Genomic DNA, 20,197 nt, shown 5'->3' on the forward strand with positions numbered 1-20,197 from the left:
ATGGGGATATATTATTCTATTCCAGTTTCAAAAGATCTTATTAAAGATTCAGGAAACTTAAGCATAGTCATATCTTTTATAATTCTTTTAACTTCATAAGTAACTTCTTTAATTTCTGCTTTTATAGGCTTATCTTTTTCAACGTCTATAATGCAATAAGTTGGATTTGGTCTACCTATCTTAGGTTTTCCTATACTTCCGTCATTTATAAAAAGTTTGTTTCCAAATTTTTTTATTGAAGGTATGTGAGTATGAGCGCATACTAAAGCATCTTCTTTTATATTTTCCATTATTGAAGCTGTATTATCAGCATCTTCAAGCATATATTCATTTATTGCATTTGGACTACCATGAACAAATAATATTTTTTTATCTTCAAATTGTAAAGTTAATGAATTTGGTAGAGAATTTAAATAAAATTTATTTGCTACTCTAAGCTCGTCCATAGCCCATGGAAGAGAGAATGAATTAATAGAATTTTCTCTTATATATGTATAACTTCCATCTACAACAGATGCATCATAATTACCTTTTAAACAAATAATATTTCTTCTTTTTATCATTGATACAACTTCATTTGGGTGAGGGCCATATCCAACTAAATCGCCTAAGCAAATTATAGTATCAACTTTATTATCTTCTATATCTTCTAAAGCTCTCATTAGTGCATAAATATTGCCATGTATATCCGAAATAACTGCTATTTTCATAAAGCTAGCCTCCTAAAAATTTATTAATAATATTATATCACTTAGGTATGAATATAAATATTAAATAATGCTTAAAGAATTTGTAGTTATTTGAATTTTATTCACATTAGTATATTATAATATTAATATAAATACATAATACGGAGGGATAAGAATGAAAGAGAACAGAATAAATAACGTTATAGAAGAAATGAAAAAAAATAATTTAACACAGATGGTAGTTTCATCACCATCATCACTTTTTTATTTAACAGGAAAATGGTTTCATCCAGGAAATAGAATGGTAGCTTTACTTATTAAAACTAATGGAGAACATAAATTAGTAAATAATAGATTATTTCCTGTGGAAGAAGATTTAGGCGTTGATATAGTTTGGTATGATGATATAGAAAATCCAATAGAAATATTAGCAAAATATGTTGATAAAGAAGAAGTTTTAGGAATAGATAAAGCTTGGCCATCACATTTCTTATTAAGTCTTATGAAGATGAATGCAGCTAAAAATTATGAAAATGCATCACCAATAATTGATAATTTAAGAATGGTAAAAGATGCAGAAGAAATAGAACTAATGAAAGAAGCTTCAAGAAGAAATGATGAAACTATGAAAGAGTTATGGAATCATTTAGAAGAAGGAAAAACTGAAGCTGAATGTACAGAAATATTAAAAGAATTATATGCTAAAAATGGAATGAATAAATTTTCATTCTCTCCAATTATAGCAGTATCACCAAATGGAGCAGATCCACATCATGAAACAGATGATTCAGCTATAAAAGCTGGACATAGCATAGTTATTGATATGGGAGGAGTATATAAGGATTATTGTTCAGATATGACAAGAACAGTATTCTTTAAAGAAGAACCTTCAGAAGAACATAAAAAAATATATAACATAGTAAAAGAAGCTAATGAAAGAGCTATTGCTATGATAAAACCAGGAGTTAAATTTAAAGATATAGATAATGCAGCAAGAAGCTATATTGAAGAAATGGGATATGGAGAATATTTCACACATAGAACAGGACATTGCATTGGGATAGATTGTCATGATTTTGGTGATGTAAGTGCTGTAAATGATAATGAAGTAAAGCCTGGAATGATATTTTCAGTAGAACCAGGAATTTATTTAAGTGGAGATATTGGAGTTAGAATAGAGGACTTAGTATTAGTTACTGAAGATGGTCATGAAAGATTAAATAAAGTAACTAAAGAATTAACAGTAATAAAATAATATTATAGGTTAAGATAATAAAGAGGGCAAATTTTGCCCTTCTTTAAGTTAAGGTGATTTATGGGAAGAGTTTTAATGATTTTATGTACAATAATAGCAATAATTTCATTGTTCATAAATAAAGAAAATAATAAAAGGGTAGTTGATTCAATAATAGAAATATTTAAAGAAATAAACTATACGTATGTTGACTTATTTAAAGAAAAATCAAAGATAACTAGATGGTTACAAGGAACATTTTTTATATTAGCAGAAATAATGACTATAATAGGTGCTATTGGAGCAACTATAAGAAGTATAGATGATAATCTTAATAGTAAAACTTTTATAATATTTATGCTTATAATAGTTATTGTATTATCAGTACATCTAGCAATAGGATATGTATTGCTTGTATTAACCAATATTCAATTATTTATAACGAAATTAGAAAATAGGAATTTAAAAACAGAACTTTTGATAGCATACTTTATAATAAGTACTTATTTTTTTACATTAATAATGTTTCCAATTCAATTTGAGAATACGTATATAATAGGGCTTATTGGACTTTCTTTATCTTATTATTTAAATATGAAAGTGCTAATAAAGCTTATAAGAAATCCTAAAGAAGTTTTAAATAAGAAAAAAGCTAATATTCAAGGTAAAAAAAGAAATAGAATAGTTATAGCATCTATTCTTCTTTTAATAATGATAATACTTAATCTTTTTTTAGCAGTAAATTTAATAAATAGTGCAGTACCTGGATCATTTTCTAATAATCCAAGTAGTTTTGATTTATTTTATTATACAATAATAACATTTACTACTGTTGGATATGGAGATATAATTCCTCTAACAATAGCAAGTAAAATAATTTCTATAATAATATCAATAACAAGTGTTATTTGTTTAACTGTATTTTTAAGCAGTGTTCTTTCAAGTTCTGATAATAATGTAAAATAAAAAAAGAGTACCTTTAAAAGGTACTCTTTTTTGTATTAAACTGAGAATAAAACTCCAGCTATTGTTCCTGTTAAGCAAGTTGCAAGAGCTCCACCTAATAATGCTTTAAATCCAAGTTTTGCAATTAAGCCTTTTCTTTCTGGAGCTAAAGCACCGATACCACCAATTTGGATTGCAACTGAACTAATATTAGCAAATCCGCATAGTGCATAAGTTAAAATAAGAACTGTTTTTGGTTGTAAAGTTCCAGCAGCTACATACTTAGACATTTCTGAGTAAGCAACGAATTCGTTGATCATAACTTTTTGACCAAGTAAGCTACCAGCAGTTCCTAAGTCTACAGTAGGTATACCCATTACAAATGTTAATGGTGAGAAAATTTTACCTAATATCCATTGGAAGCTAAGTGTTGGGAATCCAAATAATCCACCAACTGCTCCAAGTATGTAGTTAAGTAAAGCGATAAGTGCAACGAATGCAAGAAGCATAGCAGCAACGTTAAGTGCAAGACCTAAACCTTCACTAGCTCCGTTTGCAGCAGCTTCAACAACGTTTGATGCTGTTTGTTCTACTTTAATATCTGTTGTATTTTTTGTTTTTGGCTCTTCTGTTTCTGGAACAAGAATTTTAGCTAATATAAGACCTGCAGGAGCAGCCATTATACTACCAGCTAGTAAGTCACCAGCATTAATTCCCATAGCAACGTATCCAGCCATAACTCCACCGGCAACGGTTGCCATACCACCGACCATTATAGCCATAAGCTCAGATTTAGTCATATCTTTTATAAAAGGTTTTACTAAAAGAGGAGCTTCAGTTTGGCCTAAGAATATATTACCAACTGCACTTAATGTTTCAGCACCTGATGTTCCAAGTAATTTACAAAGTCCTTTAGCAATAATTTTAACTATAAATTGCATAATTCCTAAATAATAAAGTATTCCCATTAAAGCTGAGAAGAAAATAATTGTTGGAAGAACTTGTAATGCAAATATCATTCCAAAAGTTTTTTGGTCCATTAGGTTACCAAATAAGAACTTTGATCCTTCAAGTGTAAAGTCAAGAAGTTTTGTTATTGCTTTACTACAAAAGTCAAAGAAAGCTCTACCAGCTGGTACCTTTAAGATAATTAAGGCAAATACAACTTGAAGACCTAAACCGATACCAACTAAACGCCAGTTAATCTTCTTTTTGTTGTCTGAGAATATAAATGCTATTCCCAAAATTGCTATGATTCCGATTAATCCAATAAATCTACTCAATGTTCTTTCTCCTTTGTGTATAAAATTTAACTATAGCATTAAGATTGTTTTTATAGATTTTTAATTATTTCTTTAGTTAGGATTATAAAACTATTTTTAGCTTTATTTGAAGTTTCAATAACTTCTTCATGATTAAGTGGTTGTTTTAATATTCCGGCAGCCATATTTGTTAAACAAGATATACCTAATACTTTTATACCGGAATGATTTGCAACAATAACCTCTGGTACTGTTGACATACCTACTGCATCTCCACCTAAAATTCTAACCATTCTAATTTCGGCTGGAGTTTCGTAAGTTGGTCCACTAAACATAGTATAAACGCCTTCCTTTATGTCTATTCCTAATTTATTAGAAATATTTTTTGCAAGACTTATAAGTTCTGGACTATAAGCTGTTGACATATCAGGAAATCTTGGGCCAAACTCATCTAAGTTCTTACCAATTAAAGGATTATTTCCAGAAAAATTAATATGATCATTAATTATCATTAAATCCCCAGGTTTAAAGTTAGTATTTACAGCTCCTGCTGCATTGGTAACGATTAACTTGTCCACGCCTAATAACTTCATTACTCTAACAGGAAAAGTTACATCATTCATTTTGTAACCTTCGTAGTAATGAAATCTTCCTTGCATAGCAACTACAACTTTACCTTCTAATTTTCCTATAACTAGACGACCTTCATGACCTTCTACAGTAGATACAGGGAAATTAGGTAATGTTTCGTATGGATAAAATTCAGGTTCTTCAATTAAATCTGCTAAAGATCCTAAACCAGATCCAAGGATGAGACCGATTTCAGGTTTATACTTGCTTTTTGAAAGTATGTACTCTGAAGTAGTCTTTAAAGTGTTTGATAAATCCATTTAATCACCCCTACTATTTATTATTATAAAATTTTTAAAAGAATATAGTTAAGAAACCTACAATATAAATTATAAAATAAAATTAATTAAATTAAAATAAAAAAATAAAAATTTTAGCGAAATAAAAAATAATTTTTTTGGGAAATCACCAAAAGTATACCTTTATAAATATAATAGTATATACTAATTGTTGGTGGTGGAGATTATAAGTACTATATTAATAGTTTTAGTAATCATTTTCATGTTAATCTTAAAAATAATTATTACACCACATTTGTGTAAAGTGGAAAAAAGCGATGTAATCGTTGTGCTAGGATGTAATTTAAATAGCATTTTTATGAAACGAAGATTATTAAAAGCAATTGAACTTTATAAAGATGGAATTGCAAAAATATTTATTGTTACAGGAAAGGGAAACGGGAATATAACAGAAGCTTTAGGTATGAAGAATTTTTTGATTAGCTCAGGGATTAGTGAAGATATTATATTTTTAGAAGAGAAAGCAAAAAATACTTATGAGAACTTAAAGTATTCAAAAGACATAATGAAGAGTGAAGGTTTAAATAAAGCTATAATTGTATCAGACTCATATCATTTAGCAAGAATAAAAATGATTGCAAAAAGAATAGGGTTAAATTGTTTATGCATATCAGGAAAAATTACGAGTATGAATAAATATAAATTTAGTGCAATTTTACGGGAAATAATAGCATATATAAAAGACTTTATCATAGTATATAAATAAAAAAGGTGGTATTAACCACCTTTTAAAATTTTACTTATTTTTTAAGAATTTTTCACCAACTATAACAACGTCTCCAGCACCTACTGTTAAAAGCATATCACCAGATTTTATATTATTTTTAACATATTCAACAGCTTCATCATGTGAATGAACATTTGTACATTTAAGGCCAGTTTTTCTTATTGCATCACCTAATTCATCAGATGAAACAAGACCAGTATCTTTTTCTCTAGCTGCATATATATCCATTAATATTAATTCATCAGCATCATTGAAGGCTGTAGTGAATTCATCAAATAATGTTTTTGTTCTAGTGTAAGTATGTGGTTGGAACACACAAATTGTTTTATTGTGAGGTATTTTTTTTGCTGTGCTTAAAGTTGCTTTTATTTCAACTGGATGGTGAGCATAGTCATCTATAACTTTTACGCCATCTAATTCACCTTTGTATTCAAATCTTTTATGTGCACCCTTACATTCTTTTAAACCTTCTCTTATATCTTCAGAAGAAAGACCAAATATAAGACCTACACATGCACTTGATAATGCATTTAGGATATTGTGTTTACCTGGCATATTTAATTGTAAATCAAATAATTCTTTTCCATCTCTACAAACAGTGAAAGATGCACAACCTTTATTATCATATTTTATATTATTTGCTGTTACGTCAGTATTTTCAAAACCATAACTTATAGTGTTACAATCTGCTTCTTTTAAAATTTTAGCAACGTTTGGATCTTCACCATATCCTATTAAATAACCATCTTTAGGAATTAAAGTTGAGAACTTTTTAAATGTTTCAGTTATATGGTTTAAATCTCTATAATAATCTAAATGGTCAGCATCTATATTTAATATTATTCCTATGTATGGGAAGAATTTTAAAAATGATTCCTTATATTCACATGCTTCTGTAACGAAATATTCACTGCTACCTATTCTATAGTTACCACCTATAACGTCAAGCTCTCCACCTACAAGTATAGTTGGATCTAAATCTGCCTTAAGAGTTATATTTGTAATCATAGAAGTACATGTAGTTTTACCGTGAGTACCTGCAACTGCAACATTGTATTTATGACCTTTCATAATAAGTCCTAAAAATTCAGCTCTATCCATAAGAGTAATATTTTCTTCTTTTGCTTTAACGATTTCTGGATTATCTTGTGGAATAGCAGCTGTATAAACAACTAAATCAACATCGTTTATGTTTTCTTTTTTATGTCCTATATGAATTTCAGCACCTTTTCCTTTTAAACTATTAGTTATTTCTGATTCTTTAGAATCTGAACCTGAAACTTTAAATCCATTATTTAAAAGTACAGCAGCTAGTCCGCTCATACTTATACCGCCAATTCCTATAAAGTGAACTTTTTTGTTAGTATCTTTTAAAAAATTAAATGACATGAAATCAACCCCTTTTTATTAGTTCATTTATAATTATATACATTTTTAATTAATTGAACACAAAAACTAACTAAAAATTATAGCAATTTAAAAAAGAATTTTCAATTTATTTTACATTAAGTGATTAAAATGTATTGCACTAGGAAAGAATATAGAATAAAATATGAATATTAAGAGTAAAAAAACACAATATAATTCGTATAAAATCGAATAATTATTAAAATGTAGGTGGTTTTCATGGAAAAATTAAGTAGAAATAGTAGGGTTGTCATAATTGCAAAAATACTAATAGAAAATCCGAATAAAATCATTGGATTAAATAAATTTTCAGAGTTATTAAATGCAGCAAAGTCAACTATAAGTGAAGATATAGTTATAGTTAGAGAAATATTAGAAAAATTTGAAATGGGAAGAGTTGAAACTATAGCGGGAGCAGCAGGTGGAATAAGATATATACCTGAAATAAGCACATCAAAGGGAAAAGAATTTGCTTTAAGCCTTTGTGAGTTATTAAAAGATGATGGAAGAGTAGTACCTGGAAATATAATTTATATGACAGATTTAATGTATAATCCTGAGATAATAAGCAGAGCAGGAACTATACTTTCATCTTGGTTTGAAAATATGCATATTGATTATGTAATTACAGTAGAAACAAAAGGTATTCCATTAGCATATGAAGTTGCTAGAAATTTAGGAGTTCAACTTGTTATTGCAAGAAGAGACAACCAATTTACAGAAGGAACGACTATGACAATAAATTATGTGTCAGGTACTAGTGGAAAACTTCAACAAATGTCATTATCTAAAAAATCAATGAGAAGTAACTCAAAATGTGTATTCATTGATGACTTTATGAAAGGTGGCGGAACTGCCCTTGGAATAAAAGATCTTTTAAAAGAATTTGATAGTGAACTTGTTGGAATAGGAGTTTTAGTTGATAACAAGGAAGCTAAGAAAAAGCTTATTGATGAATATGTATCAATAGTTGAATTACATTCTTTAAATGAATCATCAATAGTTGATATACGTCCATCAAAAATATTTGGATAGTAATTTTATAACTTACCACACTAATAATAAATTTTAAAAAAATTTCCAAATAAAAAAAGGAAATTGCCAATGTATGGAGAATTTATAATATCATAAAGGCAACTGGAGGTGTGGTCAATGCAAATTACAGACGTTAGAATTAGAAAGATAGCTACAGATGGAAAGATGAAAGCAATAGTATCAGTTACTTTTGATGATCAATTTGTAGTTCATGACATTAAGGTTATTGAAGGGCAAAATGGGTTATTTATTGCTATGCCAAGTAGAAAAACACCAGATGGTGAGTTTAAGGATATAGCACATCCTATAAACACTGAGGCAAGAGAAGTAATACAAAGAGCTATTCTTGAAGCGTACGATAAAGCGTTATCAGAAGAAGTAGCAGAATAATTTTTTGAAAATAAAAGGGACATACCCTTTTATTTTTTTTGTTATTTAAACTAAAAGAGAAAATTATAAAGCATTAATAAAGAATTATATATAAAATATAACGTTAGTATATTTTGCTTTAGTTGAAATAGTTAATTTGTTGAAATATAATAAAATAGAATTAAAATGTACGTAAATCCAATAATAATAGATAGAGTCAAAATTATAAGTAATTAATAGAGGTGGTAAAATGTATAAATGTGCATTAATACTTGCAGCAGGTCAAGGTACTAGAATAAAATCAGATTTACCTAAAGTTTTACATAAAGTTTGTGGTAAAGAAATGGTAAACCATGTTATAGATAACATGAGAAAAGCAAATATTGATGATGTAAATGTAATTATAGGAAAAGGCGCAGAGTTAGTTAAAGAACAAACTAATGATAGAAATGTTTCTTATTCATTACAAGAAGAACAATTAGGAACAGGACATGCGGTTAAGTGTGCAGCTGAATTCTTAAAAGGAAAAAAAGGAACTGTAATAGTATTTGCTGGTGATGCACCATTAACAAAAGAGTCAACAATAGAAGAATTAATAAACACACACGAATCAAATGGAAATTCAGCAACTTTATTAAGTGCTATAGTTGAAGACCCAACAGGATATGGAAGAATAATAAGAGATGATGAAGGCTACGTTTTAAAAATAGTTGAACATAAAGATTGTAATGAAGATGAACTATTAGTAAATGAAATGAATGCAGCAATGTATTGTTTTGATATAGAAGACTTATCTAGATCATTAGATAAACTTTCAAATAACAATACACAAGGAGAATATTATCTTACTGATGTAATAGGTATTCTTAAAGAAGAAGGTAAAAAAGTTGGAGCTTTAGTTACTGATTATGAAGACACTATAGGAGTTAATTCAAGAGCTCAACTTGCAGAGGCCGAAGAAATATTAAGAAATAGAATTAATTTAAAACACCTTAATAATGGTGTAACTTTAATAGATCCAAAAACAACATATATAGGAATTGATGTTGAAATAGGAAAAGATACAATAATCTATCCTGGAACTATTTTAGAAGGAAATACTAAAATAGCTTCAAACTGTATGATAATGCAAAATTGTAGAATTAAAGATAGTATAATAAGTGAAGGTGTTACTGTAGAATCTTCAGTTATATTAGATAGTGAAGTAGGAGCAAATACTACCGTTGGACCATTTGCATATATAAGACCAGAAAGCAAAATTGGTTCAAAAGCTAGAATAGGAGATTTCGTAGAAATTAAAAAATCTACAATTGGAGATGGAACTAAAGTATCACATTTAACTTATATAGGAGATGCTGAAGTTGGTTCTGGATGTAACTTTGGATGTGGTACTGTTGTAGTAAACTATGATGGAAAAGTTAAAAATAAAACTGTAATTGGCGATCATAGTTTTATTGGATGTAATACAAATTTAGTTTCACCAGTAACAGTTAAAGACAATACTTATATTGCAGCAGGTTCAACAATAACTAATGATGTTAATGAAGGTGAACTTGCAGTAGCTAGAGCTAAGCAAAGAAATATACCAGGATGGGTAGAGAAAAAGGGATTAAAGAAGTAATCAATAAAAATTTAAATTATATATAAAAGAGCTAAATTTGAGGAGGTCTTCATTAATTATGTTAAAGCATGGAAGGAATATTAAAATATTCACAGGAAACTCACACCCAGAATTAGCGCAAGAAATTGCAAAAATATTAGGGCTAGAAGTAGGTGCAGGTGATGTAGGTACTTTTAGTGATGGAGAGATATCAGTAAATATAGGTGAAACAGTAAGAGGAGCTGATGTATTTATAGTTCAATCAACTTGTTCACCTGTAAATAATAACTTAATGGAATTACTTATAATGATTGATGCATTCAAAAGAGCATCAGCAGGCAGAATAACAGCTGTTATTCCATACTATGGATATGCAAGACAAGATAGAAAAGCAAAATCAAGAGATCCAATAACTGCAAAATTAGTGGCGGATTTACTTACTACAGCAGGAGCACATAGAGTTCTAACTATGGATTTACATGCTGCTCAAATCCAAGGGTATTTTAATATACCTGTGGATCATTTAGTAGGTTCACCAATACTTTCAAAATATTTTGTAGATAAAGGATTATCAGATCAAGATGATGTTGTTGTTGTTTCTCCAGACCTTGGAAGTGTAACTAGAGCAAGAAAGTTTGCAGACAGATTACATGCACCAATAGCGATAATAGATAAAAGAAGACCTAAAGCAAATGTTTCTGAAATAATGAATATTATTGGGGATGTTGAAGGAAAAAGGTGTATATTAATAGATGACATGATAGACACAGCAGGCACTATAACAAATGCAGCAAATGCATTAAAAGATTTGGGTGCAAAAAATGTATATGCATGTTGTACTCATGGTGTTTTATCAGGACCAGCATTTGAAAGAATAAATAATTCAGCAATTGAAGAATTAGTAATGCTTGATACTATAAAGCTTCCAGATAACATTGATAAAGAAAAATTCAAATCAATATCAGTTGCACCTATATTTGCAGAGGCTATAAAGAGAATATATGATGATGAACCAATAAGTAAGTTATTTGAAGCATAACATTTGGTATGTTAGTACATAATATACATAAATGAAACCTCTAGATAAATCTAGAGGTTTTGCTTTATAACTATTTATATAATAATGAAATATTACAGTTAACAAATTGTAACTTTTATATGAAACTATATTAAAAACTGTGAAAAAATGATAAATTTATAATTGTTAGTTAAATTTAAAGTTAATTAAGTAATAATTACTTAATAAATTAGAATTATGGAGGTATTTAAACATGGAAGGTGTTTTAGGTAAAGTTTTAATAGTCGATGATGACGAAAACATTTGCGAAGTAATAAATATGTATGTAAAAAGTGCAGGTTATGATACAAGAGTTGCACATAATGGTAAGGAAGCAGAAGAAATATTTTTAGACTATAAACCAGATATAGTTCTTTTAGATGTTATGATACCAAATATTGACGGAATAGATGTTTTAAAATGGATAAGAAAAGAAGGAACAACACCAGTAATAATGCTTACAGCAAAAGGAGATACTTTTGATAAAGTTTTAGCTTTAGAACTTGGTGCTGACGATTATATAGTTAAACCATTTGAACCAAAGGAATTACTTGCAAGAGTAAAGGCTGTAATGAGAAGATATACAGCAGATAATACAAATAAAGAAGTTATTCAATATAACGATTTAACAATAGATGCAAATTCATATAGAGTAATTTATAAAAATAATGAAATTAAGATGCCACCTAAGGAATTCGAACTATTATATTATTTAGCATGTAATAAAAATAGAGTATTTACAAGAGAACAGTTATTATGTGAAGTTTGGGGATATGATTACCCAGGAGATTCAAGAACTGTAGACGTTCATGTTAAGAGATTAAGAGAAAAGCTACATTCAGGAGATACTTGGCAAATAGAAACTGTTTGGGGGGTAGGCTACAAATTCGAGGTGAAGTAGATGAAAAAACATAGCTTAGCATATAGGCTTATAATAACATTCACATTAATTGTAGTAATTGCACTTGTAATAGTAGCAGGTGTTTTATCCTTATGGATTAGACAAAATTATTTTGATCAAAAGAAAGACCAATTAAATAGAGAAAGTAACATAATAGAAAGTGCAGCTATATCATATTTATCTTTAGACAAAAGTTCTAATTTAACAACGTTAAATAATGTAATGAACTTCGTAAGTAAAACAATAGATGCAGAAATATTAGTTACTGACAATTTGGGTTATACTTATGCTGTTTCTAATAGTATTTATGAAAATTATAAATTTTCTAATATAGGAATTCCTAAAGAAGATATGGATGTATTAAAACAAGGAAAATCTATAGAATATGGAAATGTAAAGAGTTCATCTCAAAATAACTACGTTTACTTAAAGCCTATTTTTAATAAAGATTACTTTAGTGGAGTAATAATAATGATTGTACCAACAGAAAGCATGTTAGCACCTATAATTGATGTAAATGAAGTTATATGGGGAACTGCTTTAGTTGTAATAATTATTGGTGGAATATTTGTTTACTTTTATAGTAAGAAGTCATTAGTAAAACCTATAGATCAAATTACTGCGGCAGCAAGAAGAATATCTAAAGGTGGAGTAGATGAAAGACTTGATATTAATCAAAACAATGAAATAGGTGAACTTGCTGAATCCTTTAATATAATGGCTGAATCACTTCAAACTGTAGATGATAACAGAAGAGCCTTTATATCAAATGTATCACATGAATTAAGGTCTCCTATAACTTCAATAAAAGGGTTTATATCAGGAATTTTAGATGGTGTAATTCCTAGAGATAAAGAAGGATATTATTTAAAAATCGTATATGAAGAAACTGATAGATTATCAAGATTAATAAATGATTTATTAGATATATCAGCTTTAGAATCAGGAAAAATAAATCTTAATAAGCAGGAAATAGATATAAGTAATATTTTAAGATATACCATTGCTAAATTTGAAAGTGCTATAAATCAAAAAGGTTTAAATGTTGAAGTTGTATTAGAACAAGAACATCAATATGTAATAGGAGATAACGATAAAATAACACAGGTAGTGACTAATTTAATTGATAATGCAGTGAAATATTCTCGTGAGAATGGAAATATAAGAATAAATACAAGATCAAAAGGCGATAGAGTTTTTGTAAGTATTTATAATGATGGAGAATTGTTAAGTAAAGAACAATTAATAAAAATATGGGATAGATTCTATAAAGCGGATGTATCAAGAACTAACAAGGTAAGTACAGGACTTGGATTGCCTATAGTAAGATTAATTCTTACAGAACATGGTGAAGATATCTGGGTTGAAAATTATAAAGATACTGGTGTTATGTTTACATTTACTTTAATCAAAAAATAGATTTTGGTGATATTTTATGAAGAATAATGATAAAGGTAAAATAAATATAAAAAGCAAGAAGATTGTAATCACGAGAAAAAATATTATTATAACTGGAGTTATAATATTAATCATAGTAGTAACTGGAGTGTTCTCTGTTAGACTTGCTATGAAGGAAATAAACCAAACTATAAATAAAAAGGTTGAAGCTGCAATAAAAGAAAATAGTTTAAGTGAAGTTATAAACAAGGTTGCACCATCTTTAGTAACCATAGGAGGAAATTCTGAAGAAACTGTTTCTTCAAAGCTATCAAAAAATAATTCTACAGGAATAGTTGTTGATAGTGGTGGATTAATAATTACATCCTATGAAAAAATTAAGAATTATAAAGAGATATTTGTAAATATACCAGCAAAAGGGGTTAAACCATTTAAAGGAACTTTGCTTGGATATAATAAAAGTGCTGATGTAGCATTGATAAAGATACCAGCAAATGGTTTAACACCAATTAATTTTTCAAATTCTAGTTCAGTAAAAGAAGGCGAAAATGTTTATGCAATAGGAAATTCTTTAAGTAATAATTACATAGGTCTTATTACTTCAGGAATAATAACATCAACAAATCATAAAGTGAAAATAAATGATGAATATTATCCTATAATACAAACAAATGCTGTTATGAACGATGAAAACTTTGGTGGTATTCTTTGTAACTCAAAAGGTGAACTTGTAGGGTTAAATAGTAAGTATTTAACTGAAGAATTTAGCAAAGATAATTTATATTTTGCAACAGCCGTAGATGTAATTAAAAAATCTTTAAATGATATAATAAAAAAAGAAGATATTATAGGCATTCGTGGAGTTGAAGTTAACCTAGATAATGAGTATAAAAAAGGTTTTTACATAAAAGATGTAATAAATAAAAGTAATGCTCAAGAATGTGGACTTAAACCTACAGATATAATTTTAACTGTTAATAGCACTAAAATTTTATCTTATGGAGATTTAATAAAAATTCTTAAAGAAAATAAGGATAAAGGTAGTGCTGAGTTTAAAATTCTAAGAAATGGTGAAATAGAAAAAATCAATATAGATTTATAATTTAAAAGGAGTATGGCAAATGATTAAATATAGTCATTTGAACTACTCCTTTTATTATTTTTAATATTTAAATTAATCATCAAAAATATAGTAAGCTTTTTTTATCATAAAAATTTAGTATAATATTAAGAGGTATTTGAATAAATAAGTTTTTATTGTAAAAAATTATAGAATATAAATAATTTAGAAAGAGGAGATAAAATGTTTGTAATAGTAGGCCTTGGAAATATAGGTGAAAAATATGATAATACTAGACATAACATAGGTTTTGATAGTGTAGATTATATAGCAAATAAGTATAATATAGATATAAATAGGAAAAAATTTAAAGGACTTTATGGAGAAGGATTCATTGGTGGGGAAAAAGTTATTTTAATAAAACCTTCAACTTTTATGAATTTAAGCGGAGAATGTGTTAGAGAAATTCTTGATTTTTATAAACTTACAAATGAGGACATAATAGTTTTATATGATGATATAAGCTTAGATGTTGGAAAGATAAGAATAAGAGAAAAAGGAAGTGCTGGTGGGCACAATGGAATAAAAAATATAATTTCTCACTTAGGTACTGATAAATTTTCAAGAATTAAAATAGGTGTAGGACAACCTAAAGGAGATTTAATAAATCATGTATTAGGTAATTTCTCAAAAGAAGAAAGAGAAGTATTAGAAGAAAGTTTAGATGTGACTAAATTAGCGGTAGATGAAATAATAAAAGAAGATATAAGTTCAGCAATGAATAAATATAATGGATTTAAAGCTAAAAAAAGTATTTAAGGATGGTGTATAAAATGAGATTAGAGGGGTTAATGGAGCCCTTAATTGAAAGCCAAAAATTTCATGAGATAAAAGAAAATATAGATAATAAAAAATTTCCTTTAGGAATATATGGACTATCAGAATCTGGTAGAACATATTTAATGAATGCTATATTTGAAAAATCTGATGAATCTTTAGTTATAGTTACAAATAGTGATATAGAAGCAAAAAACTTATATGAGGATCTAATATTTTACACGTCAGATGTTTATTATTTTCCAGTAAGGGAAGTTGTTTTTTATAATATAGATGCTATTTCTGGTGATTTAAGATGGGCTAGACTTAAGGTTATAAAAGAAATATTAAATAGTAAAAAGAAAATAATAGTTACTTCTATAGAGTCTTTTGCTGCAAACTATACGCCAAGAGAATATTATGAAAACCACAAAATAGAATTATCAATAAATGAAGAAGTGGATTTTAATAAGATAAATAGACTGTTGGTTGAAGGCGGCTATGAAAGAGTTGAAATGGTTGAGGGCAAAGGTGAATTTGCATTAAGAGGAGGAATACTTGATGTTTATCCACCTGACTCAATATATCCTTATAGAATAGAGCTATTTGGAGATGAAATAGACTCAATAAGAAGATTTAATGTAGAATCACAAAGAAGTATAGATAAAGTAGAAAGTGTTAGCATTTTTCCGGCTAAAGAAATAATAATAGATGAAGATGCAATAGAGTTTGCTAAAATTACTTTAAATAATGAATTAGAAAAAGCTTTAGAAAAAAATAAGGATAAAGAAAGTAAAGAAAAGCTTAAAGAAGTAATAAATAAAAATTTAGAAAGCTTAATTCAAACTTCAAGCTTTGAAACTATGGATTCATATATTCCATTTTTCTATAAAAAGTTAGAGAGCCTATTTGATTATTTTAAGGGATATAACTTCATAATTGATGATACAACAAGATCACTTGGAAAATTAGAAGGTACTTATAGTGAGTTTAGAGAAAATTTTTCAATGTTTCTTCAAAAGGGAAATATATTACCTAAACATTCAGAATTACTTTTAGATTATGGTGAAGTTTTAGATAAGTTTGAAGAAAGTAAGTTAATAACTATGGATACATTTAAAAAAGTTAGGGATATATTAAAACCACGTTCTATTATTAATATGTCTCAAATAACTCTCCATAATTATCAAGGGCAATTGGACTTACTTATAGATGATATAAAAGATAAAAAAAGTAAAGGATTTAAAAGTCTAATTCTTTCAGGAACAAGGACTAGAGGAGAAAGATTAGTAGAAACTTTAAGAGATAGAGATATTGAAAGCGTTTATAAAGATAATGTTGATAATATAGCTTGCGGAGAAGTTGTAATTACTTTTGGTAATCTCCTTAAAGGATTTGAGTTTCCAGATGAAAAATTATGTGTAATATCAGATAAAGAAGTATTTGGAGAAGCAAAAAGAAAGATACCTAAAAAGAAAAAAGTTAAAAAAGGTGTAGCAAAAATAAATTCATTTACCGAACTTAAAATAGGTGATTATGTAGTTCATGCAAATCATGGAGTTGGAGTTTATAAAGGAATTAAACAAATAGAGGTAGCGGGAAATAAGAGAGATTATTTAGATATTGTTTATCAAAAGGGTGATAAATTATATGTTCCAGTTGATCAACTTGATCTTATACAAAAATATATAGGAACAGAAGGAAAAACGCCTAAAGTAAATAAATTAGGTGGAACAGAGTGGCAAAAAGCAAAAAGTAAAGTTAAGCAATCAATAAATGAAATAGCAAAAGATTTAGTTAAGCTTTATGCTACTAGAGCAACATTAAAAGGACATAAGTTTAGTAAGGATACAGAATGGCAAAGACAATTTGAAGATGAATTCCCTTATGAAGAAACACCAGATCAACTTACATCACTTACAGAAATAAAATATGACATGGAATCTGCAAAGGCAATGGATAGACTTCTTTGTGGAGATGTAGGTTATGGAAAAACAGAAGTTGCTTTAAGAGCAGCCTTTAAAGCTGTTATGGATGGTAAGCAAGTTGCATTTTTGGTTCCAACAACAATACTTGCAGAACAACATTATAAAAATATGATTAAAAGATTTTCGGATTTTCCAATTAAAATAGATATGATAAGTAGATTTAGAACTGCAAAGCAGCAAAAGGCAACAATACAAGCAGCAAAAGAAGGAAATGTTGATATATTAGTTGGAACTCATAAATTAGTTGCAAAGGATATTCAATTTAAAGATTTAGGACTTTTAATAATAGATGAAGAGCAAAGATTTGGAGTTAAGCAAAAAGAAAAAATAAAAGAATTAAAGAAAAATGTTGATGTACTTACATTAAGTGCAACACCAATTCCAAGAACTCTTCATATGTCATTAACTGGAGCGCGTGATATTTCTGTAATAGAGACACCACCTGAAGAAAGATATCCAGTTCAGACTTATGTTATAGAACAAAATGACCAACTTATAAGGGATGCTATACTTAGAGAAATGAACAGAGGTGGTCAAGTATTCTTTGTTTATAACCGTGTTGAAAGCATTGAAAGTATGGCAAATTATATAAAAGAATTAGTTCCGGAAAGTAAAGTAACATTTGCACATGGTAGAATGACAGAAAGACAGCTAGAAAAGGAAATGATGGATTTCATGGACAAGAAATATGATGTCTTAGTTTGTACTACAATAATAGAAACAGGTATAGATATGCCAAATGTGAACACAATAATAGTGTTTGATGCTGACAAAATGGGACTTTCTCAGTTATATCAATTAAGAGGTAGAGTTGGAAGATCAAATAAAATAGCTTATGCTTATCTTTTATATACTAAAGATAAAATATTAACAGAAGTAGCAGAAAAAAGACTTAAGGCATTAAAAGATTTCACAGAACTTGGTTCAGGGTTTAAGATAGCTATGAGAGATCTAGAAATAAGAGGTGCCGGAAACATGATGGGTTCAGCTCAACATGGACATATGGCTACTATAGGATATGATTTATATTGTAGAATGCTTGAGGATACAATAAAAATTATAAAAGGTGAAATCACAAAAGAACCAGTTGAAACTACTGTTGATATTAAAGTTGATGCATATATTCCTGGAACATTCATATCAGATGAAAATCAAAAAATTGAAGTTTATAAGAAAATTGCAGCAATTGAAAGTTTTGAAGAGTATATGGAAATTAAAGATGAATTAGAAGATAGATATTCAGATATCCCAGATTCAGTTTATAACTTAATGGATATAGCTTATATAAAAAGTAAAGCTAAACAACTTAATATAGAAGAAATAAAAGAAACACCAAAAGGAATATTCTTTAAGTTTGAAGAAGGGGATAAAGAGCATAAAAAAGTATTTAAGATTTTAATAGAAAAATATAAAGATAATGTAATACTTAAGTTTGGAAGTATACCTGAATTCCAATTCAAACAAAATGGGTTCAAAAAGGAAGAAATATTACCGTTTTTCAAAAATATGTTAGATAACATAGTAAAAGTAATAAATAGTTAAAGTTATGTAATTGAACTTAATAAATAATATTGTTATACTAAAAACATGTGAAATTTTAACAAATAACTACTTTATAATAAATAGTAAAGCGAGGGAACGTTAGTGGGTAGAATTAAAAAAATTGTAGCTTTAGGTTTAGTTGCAATATCTAGTATTGCATTTGCTGGATGTAGCATGATAGAAAAAACTCCTGAAGCAATTAAAAATGAAACTTTAGCAAAAGTTGGAGATCAAAAAATAACAAGAGGTGACTTAGATAAAACTATGACACCTATATATGCACAATATGAGCAGCAATATGGAAGTGATTTCAAAAACAATGCCCAAATTAAACAGCAATTACTAACTCAAGAAAAACAACAATTAGAGGCTTTAGTAGATGAAAAAGTAATATTAGTTGAAGCAGAAAAACAAAAATGGGTTCCAAGTGAGGAAACATTAAATAAAGCTGTAGATGAACAATTAAAGCAATTTAAAAAGGTTTATAATACAGATGATAGTTTTAAACAATTTTATCAATCATATGGATTCCAAAATGAAGATGAGTTAAAAGCATTTTTAAGGAATCAAGAAATAGTTAAAACTGTATTAAAAGATCATGTATATAAAGATATAAAGGTTACAGATGCTGATGCGAAAAAATATTATGATGAAAATAAAGCAAGCACATATACAGTAAAACCAGGTGCTGATGTTTATAATATAGTATTACCAGATGAAAAAACTGCAAAAGAAGTAAGAGCAGAACTTGTTTCAGGAAAGGCTAAATTTGCTGATATGGCAGCTAAGTATAACACTGATTCAACAAAAACAACTGGTGGTTCATTAGGATATATTAACTATGATTCTACTCAGTATCTTCCAGAGTTTATGGATGCTATGAAGAAACTTAAAGATGGTGAAATATCACAACCTGTAAAAACAAAGTTTGGATATCATTTAATAAAAGTAGAAAATGTTAAGAGTAAAGCGGAAGTTGTACCATTTGATAAAGTTAAAGATTCAATAAAACAACAATTAGATCAAAGTAAGAAAAATACTGCTTATAAAGATGCTATTAATAAGTGGAAAGATGAAATTGGAGTTAAGGTTTACGAAGATAAAATACAACAAAAGTAAATATTAAAGAAAGAACACCTAAATTTTAGGTGTTCTTTTTATTTAAATAATGGATATAAGTGCATAAAATTTCTATCTAGTCAAATACTAATAATGCTACTAAAATTAACAGTATTTTA

Annotated in this window: 17 protein-coding genes; 13 read left to right on the top strand and 4 right to left on the bottom strand. The window is 28.0% G+C overall.

Features of this window, described 5'->3' with window-relative positions; translation table 11 throughout:
• Positions 1–11: 11 nt before the first annotated feature.
• Positions 12–710 carry a metallophosphoesterase family protein gene (locus O212_RS0105685; protein ID WP_024614175.1) on the bottom strand — a complete coding sequence of 233 codons (699 nt, stop codon included), beginning with the start codon at positions 708–710 and terminating at the stop codon, positions 12–14.
• Positions 711–864: 154 nt separating this feature from the next.
• Here O212_RS0105685 and O212_RS0105690 point away from each other — a divergent pair, with 154 nt between their 5' ends.
• Both O212_RS0105690 and O212_RS0105695 read left to right on the top strand, forming a co-directional pair.
• The gene (locus tag O212_RS0105690; protein WP_024614176.1) at positions 865–1,944 is read left to right on the top strand and encodes a Xaa-Pro peptidase family protein; all 1,080 of its coding nucleotides are present in this window, start codon (positions 865–867) and stop codon (positions 1,942–1,944) included.
• A gap of 60 nt (positions 1,945–2,004) precedes the next feature.
• Positions 2,005–2,889 carry a potassium channel family protein gene (locus O212_RS0105695; protein ID WP_024614177.1) on the top strand — a complete coding sequence of 295 codons (885 nt, stop codon included), beginning with the start codon at positions 2,005–2,007 and terminating at the stop codon, positions 2,887–2,889.
• 35 nt (positions 2,890–2,924) lie between these two features.
• Here the strand turns inward: O212_RS0105695 and O212_RS0105700 are convergent, their stop codons facing one another.
• Together O212_RS0105700 and O212_RS0105705 are read right to left on the bottom strand one after the other, a co-directional pair.
• The gene (locus O212_RS0105700; RefSeq protein WP_024614178.1) at positions 2,925–4,151 is read right to left on the bottom strand and encodes a NupC/NupG family nucleoside CNT transporter; all 1,227 of its coding nucleotides are present in this window, start codon (positions 4,149–4,151) and stop codon (positions 2,925–2,927) included.
• Positions 4,152–4,201: 50 nt separating this feature from the next.
• Positions 4,202–5,020, bottom strand: a complete 819-nt coding sequence (locus O212_RS0105705) for a purine-nucleoside phosphorylase (protein WP_024614179.1) — start codon at positions 5,018–5,020, stop codon at positions 4,202–4,204.
• A gap of 241 nt (positions 5,021–5,261) precedes the next feature.
• Here O212_RS0105705 and O212_RS15945 point away from each other — a divergent pair, with 241 nt between their 5' ends.
• Entirely contained in the window at positions 5,262–5,765 is a 504-nt protein-coding gene (locus O212_RS15945; protein WP_081705805.1) for a YdcF family protein, read from the top strand.
• Between the two features lie 30 nt (positions 5,766–5,795).
• Here the strand turns inward: O212_RS15945 and murC are convergent, their stop codons facing one another.
• Positions 5,796–7,175: a UDP-N-acetylmuramate--L-alanine ligase gene (gene murC / locus O212_RS0105715; RefSeq protein WP_024614181.1), complete on the bottom strand. Its 1,380-nt coding sequence runs from the start codon at positions 7,173–7,175 to the stop codon at positions 5,796–5,798.
• A 237-nt stretch (positions 7,176–7,412) separates the two neighbouring features.
• On the opposite strand from murC, the gene purR reads away from it, so the two are divergent.
• The 10 genes from purR to O212_RS0105765 all read left to right on the top strand — a co-directional run bounded on the left by purR (position 7,413) and on the right by O212_RS0105765 (position 20,078).
• Positions 7,413–8,228 carry a pur operon repressor gene (purR, locus tag O212_RS0105720; protein ID WP_024614182.1) on the top strand — a complete coding sequence of 272 codons (816 nt, stop codon included), beginning with the start codon at positions 7,413–7,415 and terminating at the stop codon, positions 8,226–8,228.
• A gap of 117 nt (positions 8,229–8,345) precedes the next feature.
• Positions 8,346–8,618 (top strand): septation regulator SpoVG, encoded by a 273-nt coding sequence (spoVG, locus tag O212_RS0105725; RefSeq protein ID WP_024614183.1) that lies wholly within the window; start codon positions 8,346–8,348, stop codon positions 8,616–8,618.
• Positions 8,619–8,847: 229 nt separating this feature from the next.
• Positions 8,848–10,218, top strand: a complete 1,371-nt coding sequence (glmU, locus tag O212_RS0105730) for a bifunctional UDP-N-acetylglucosamine diphosphorylase/glucosamine-1-phosphate N-acetyltransferase GlmU (RefSeq protein ID WP_024614184.1) — start codon at positions 8,848–8,850, stop codon at positions 10,216–10,218.
• Positions 10,219–10,276: 58 nt separating this feature from the next.
• Complete coding sequence (locus O212_RS0105735) at positions 10,277–11,236, top strand: ribose-phosphate diphosphokinase (RefSeq protein WP_024614185.1); 960 nt, start codon at positions 10,277–10,279, stop codon at positions 11,234–11,236.
• Between the two features lie 232 nt (positions 11,237–11,468).
• Complete coding sequence (locus O212_RS0105740; protein WP_024614186.1) at positions 11,469–12,155, top strand: response regulator transcription factor; 687 nt, start codon at positions 11,469–11,471, stop codon at positions 12,153–12,155.
• Positions 12,156–13,574, top strand: a complete 1,419-nt coding sequence (locus O212_RS0105745; RefSeq protein WP_024614187.1) for a HAMP domain-containing sensor histidine kinase — start codon at positions 12,156–12,158, stop codon at positions 13,572–13,574.
• Between the two features lie 16 nt (positions 13,575–13,590).
• Positions 13,591–14,655, top strand: a complete 1,065-nt coding sequence (locus O212_RS0105750) for a S1C family serine protease (protein WP_024614188.1) — start codon at positions 13,591–13,593, stop codon at positions 14,653–14,655.
• Positions 14,656–14,856: 201 nt separating this feature from the next.
• Positions 14,857–15,432: an aminoacyl-tRNA hydrolase gene (gene pth / locus O212_RS0105755; RefSeq protein WP_024614189.1), complete on the top strand. Its 576-nt coding sequence runs from the start codon at positions 14,857–14,859 to the stop codon at positions 15,430–15,432.
• A 14-nt stretch (positions 15,433–15,446) separates the two neighbouring features.
• Positions 15,447–18,959, top strand: coding sequence for a transcription-repair coupling factor (gene mfd, locus O212_RS0105760; RefSeq protein WP_024614190.1), 3,513 nt, complete (start codon positions 15,447–15,449; stop codon positions 18,957–18,959).
• A 102-nt stretch (positions 18,960–19,061) separates the two neighbouring features.
• A complete protein-coding gene (locus O212_RS0105765) occupies positions 19,062–20,078 on the top strand; it encodes a peptidylprolyl isomerase (protein ID WP_024614191.1) in 1,017 nt (338 codons plus the stop codon).
• The last annotated feature ends 119 nt before the right edge of the window (positions 20,079–20,197 follow it).

The organism is Clostridium sp. Ade.TY (assembly GCF_000498355.1).
GTDB lineage: Bacteria > Bacillota > Clostridia > Clostridiales > Clostridiaceae > Clostridium.